This is a genomic window from Streptomyces sp. NPDC054841 (genome assembly GCF_053611045.1).
The window spans coordinates 4625-9177 of record NZ_JBSGZO010000350.1 but is presented as its reverse complement, the minus strand read 5'-3'; the positions used below and the strand labels follow the sequence as shown (position 1 = coordinate 9177).

Here is a 4553-nt window from a genome sequence, read left to right as displayed (position 1 = left end):
CACACAGGCCGCGGCGGGCATCGGCGGCGTCATCAAGACGGTGCTGGCCCTCGGCCACGAGCTGCTCCCGGCATCGCTGCACGCCGAGAGCCCGACCGAGCACGTCGACTGGGCGGGCGGGGGCCTGCGCGTGCACAGCAGCGCCCGGGCGTGGCCGCGGGGCGGCGACCGGCTGCGGCGGGCCGGGGTGAGCGCGTTCGGGATCAGCGGCACGAACGCGCATGTGGTGCTGGAGGAGGCACCCGAGGACCTCGCGCGGCCGGCCGGCGCGCCGGCGTCCGACCGGCAGCCGACCGACCAGCAACCGACTGACCAGCAGCCGACCGACCAGCAGCCGACCGACCGGCAGCCGACTGCCGAGCCGGGCCCCGCCCAGCGGCCGACCGCCGAAGAGCCCACCGCGGAACTGCCCGGAAAGACCCTCTTCCCGCTGTCCGCCCGCACCCTCCCTGCCCTCCGGGGACAGGCGGACCGCCTGCTTGAAGCGCTCTCGGCGCAGCCTCGGTTGCCGCTGCGCGACGTGGCCGGAACGCTCACCCACCACCGCACGCACTTCGAGCACCGAGCCGTCGTCCAGGCGGGCAACCGCGATGAACTGCTGGCCGCGCTGCGCCTGCTTGCCGAGGGACGGCCGGACGCCGGCCTGGTCGTCGGCCCCCAACAGACCCTCGCCCCGGGCAAGGTGGCTTTCGTCTTCCCCGGCCAGGGCGCCCAGTGGGCCGGCATGGCCCGCGATCTGCTGGACCGCTCCCCGGTGTTCGCGGACGAACTCGACCGCTGCGACGCCGCACTGCGCCCGTTCACCGCCTGGTCGGTGGCGGCCGTCCTGCGCGGCGAGGCCGGCGCCCCGTCCCTGGAGCGCGTGGACGTCGTGCAGCCGGTCCTCTTCGCCGTGATGGTGTCCCTGGCCGCCGTATGGCGGGCCCGTGGCGTACGGCCGGACGCCGTGATCGGGCACAGCCAGGGAGAGGTCGCCGCGGCCTGCGTCGCCGGGGCGCTCGGCCTCAACGACGCGGCGGCGGTGGTCGCCCTGCGCAGCCAGGCCCTGACCGAGCTGTCCGGCACCGGCACCATGGCCGTCGTCGCCCTGCCGCACACCGAGGTCGAGGCCCGCCTCGCCGGCCTCGGCGGCCGGGTGTCCGTCGCCGCCGTGAACAGCGGCCGGTCGACGGTGATCGCCGGTGACGTGGAGCCACTGGAGGCCCTGCTCGCCGAGCTGGACCGGCAGCAGGTGTTCGTCCGCCGCCTCGACGTCGACTACGCCTCCCACAGCACCCAGGTCGAACCGCTGCGCGCTACCATCCTCGACGAACTCGACGGCGTCGCCACCTACCCGGCGTCCGTCGCCTGGTACTCCACGGTCACCGGCGAGCCGGTCACCGAGGAGCTGGAAGCCGACTACTGGTACACCAACCTGCGCGAGCCCGTCCGCTTCGCGCCGGCCGTGGAGCGCATGGCGGCCGACGGCTACCGGTACTTCGTCGAGCTCAGCCCCCACCCGTCCCTGCTCACCGCCGTACGCACGGTCGCGGAAGATGCCGGGGACGCCGCCCTCGACGTGGTCGCCGTCGGGTCGCTGCGCCGCGACGAGGACGGGCCCGCCTGCCTGGACCGGGCCGCCGCCGAACTCCACGTCCACGGACGGCAGATCGACTGGCGCCGCCTGGTCCCCGAGGCCGAAGCGGCGGACCTGCCGACGTACGCCTGGGACCCGCAGCGCTACTGGATCGAGCCCGAGTCCGGCGCCGGCGCCCCCGGTCTCTTCGACCGCGCCGCGCACCCGCTGCTCGGCATCCAGCTGCAGTCGGCGGACGAGGCCCGCTGGACCTTCCGCAACGAGTGGTCCCCGACCACCGCCGACTGGCTGCCCGACCACGCCGTGTTCGGGCAGACCGTGGTGTCGGGCACGACCCTGATGGAGCTGTGCCGCGCCGCGCTGGCCGTGGCCCGCCCGGACGAACCGGGTGACGTCACCGACTTGCTCCTCCTTGCGCCCCTCACGCTTCCCGCCTCCGGAACCGTCGAGGTGTCCGTCGAGGTCGTCACCACCGGCCCGGCACCGGAGATCACCGTGCACAGCCGTCCGCGCGGCGAGGAGACCACGGGCTGGACCCTGCACGCCACCGCGTCCGCGGACGATTCCGCCCCGGCGGCAGCGGGGCAGCCGCCGGTGTGGCCGGAGGCGGCCGAGCCGGCCTGGAGCGAGGAGACGTACGAGCGGCTGACCGGACTCGGCCTCGGCTACGGCCCGGCCTTCCAGGGCGTACGGGAGGCGGTGGCCACCGGCGACGACGAGCTGCTGGCCCGCCTCTCGCTGCCGTCCGTGGCCCGCGATGCGGCCGACTCGTACCCGGTCCACCCGGCGCTGCTGGACGCCGCGCTGCACGTGGCCGCTGTGCTCGATACGTGCGACGCGTCCGGCGGCCGGGTGCTGCTGCCGGTCGCGGTGGGCCGCTGCGTCCTGCCGCCCGGCGGCGCGACGGACCTCACCGCGTCCGTACGCCGGACGGGCGGCACGGGAACGGACCTCACGCTGGACGTGACGCTGTGGGACGCCGACGGTCTCCCCGCAGGCCGCCTCGATGGCGTACGGCTGCGCGCCGCGGACCCGGCGGACCTGCGCGGCCGATCGCAGAACGGCCGGCACCTGTACGAGGTCGTGTGGACGGCCCCGTCCGAGGAACCCGCGGGGGTGCCGGGCACCACCTGGACGGTCCTCGGCGACCGATCGGACCCGGATGTCGCGGCGGCCCTGCGCGGCCTTGGGGCGGCGGGGATCCAGGTCCGCGAGACGGGCGCCGACGTCCTCGTGCGGTTCTGGCCGCGCCCGGCAGCCGACAGCGAACCGGCCGCCGCGGCACAGGAGTCGGCGGCCACGGCGCTGGCCGAGCTGCGCGCGCTGATCGCCCTTCCCCAGGACGAGGCACCCGCCCGCACCGTGTGGGTGACCCGTGGCGCTGTCGCGGCCGGCGACGGGGACACGGTGCCCGGCCTGGCCCACTCGGTGCTGTGGGGCCTGGCCCGCAGCGCCCGCACGGAACACCCGGACCTCGGGCTGACCCTGCTCGACATCGAGGGATCCGAGGGTGCGGGTGATCTTCCGGCCGTCGTGGCGTACGACCAGGAGCCCGAACTCGCTTTCCGTGACGGCGCGTTGCTCGTGCCCCGGCTGGTGCGCGCCCGTGCCGGGGACGAGGTGCGGATCCCGGCCGGGGACCACTACGAGCCGGACGGTCTCCCGGCGGATGCGACCCTGCGCCCGGTGGCGCCCCAGGCCCTGGCACCCGGCCAGGTGAGGATCGAGGTGCACGCGGCCGGTCTGCACCCCACCGCGGCCTCCGTCCCCGGTGAGGTGACGCCGCTCGCCGAATGCGCCGGTGTGCTCACGGAGGTCGGCGCCGGGGTCGGGCAACTCGCCCCCGGCCTGCGAGTCGTCGCCCTCGCCGACAGTGCGCCCGGCTCGGAGGCGGTCGCCGACGCGCGGCTGGTCGCGGTGCTCCCGGACGACCTGCCCTTCACCACCGCGGCTTCCCTCCCCCTCGCAGACGCCGCCGACGTCGACCCGGCCGCGCCCGGCCGCGAACAACTCGGTGCGGCCCTGCGCGCGGCTGTCGCGTCGGTCGCCGCCGGACAGGCGCGTCCCGCACTCCCCCAGGTCCTGCCCGTCACTGCCACCCGCGAGGCGATTCGGCGACGGATCGCGTCCGGCGGCCCCGTCGTCCTCGACCTGGCCGGCCGTCCCGCCCTGGTCCCCACCGACGGCACGGTGCTGATCACCGGCGGTCTGGGCGCGGTCGGCGGGCACATCGCCCGGCTCCTCGCCGAGCACGGCGTCCCGCGCCTGCTGCTGACCTCGCGCCGGGGCGCCGACGACCCGCGCACCGCCGAGGTGACCGCGGAACTGACCGCGCTCGGCGCCGAGGTCGAGGTTGCGGCGTGCGACGTCGCGGACGCGGCGGCCGTGGCCGACGTACTCGACCGGATCGGCGACACGTTGCCGCTGCGCGGCGTCGTGCACTGCGCGGGCGTCCTGGCCGACGGGGTGGTCGCCGAGCTGACGCCCGAACGCCTCGCGCAGGTGCTGCGTCCGAAGGTCGACGGCGCTGCCCATCTGCACCGGCTCACCGCCGACGCGCCGCTCGATCTCTTCCTGCTGGTCTCCTCGGCCGCCGGCGTCGTCGGCAGCGCGGGCCAAAGCAACTACGCGGCGGCCAACGTCTTCCTCGACCAACTGGCGCACCACCGCCGCGCCTTGGGCCTGCCCGGCGTCTCGGTCTCCTTCGGCGCGTGGGAGGGCGAGGGCCTCGCCGCCGAACACGCCGACCTGGAGCGGATGGCCCGCCTCGGCCACCGTGCCCTCGCCCCCGGCCAGGGCCGCGAACTGGTCGAACTCTCCCTGCGGCGGGGCGCGCCGCACCTGGTTGCCTGGGCCCTGGACCTGCCCCGCCTGCGCGATACCGCGGCGGGCGGAGGCGGCACTGCGGCGGCGCTGTGGCGCTCGCTGCTGCCCGCGCCCCGCACCGGTCATGACGGCGGCGGCCTCGCGGGCCGCC

Annotated in this window: 1 protein-coding gene; it reads left to right on the top strand. The window is 76.3% G+C overall.

Features of this window, described 5'->3' with window-relative positions; all coding sequences use genetic code 11:
* On the top strand, positions 1-4553 hold a 4553-nt coding region (locus ACWGI8_RS32610), incomplete at both ends, for an SDR family NAD(P)-dependent oxidoreductase (RefSeq protein ID WP_453666444.1).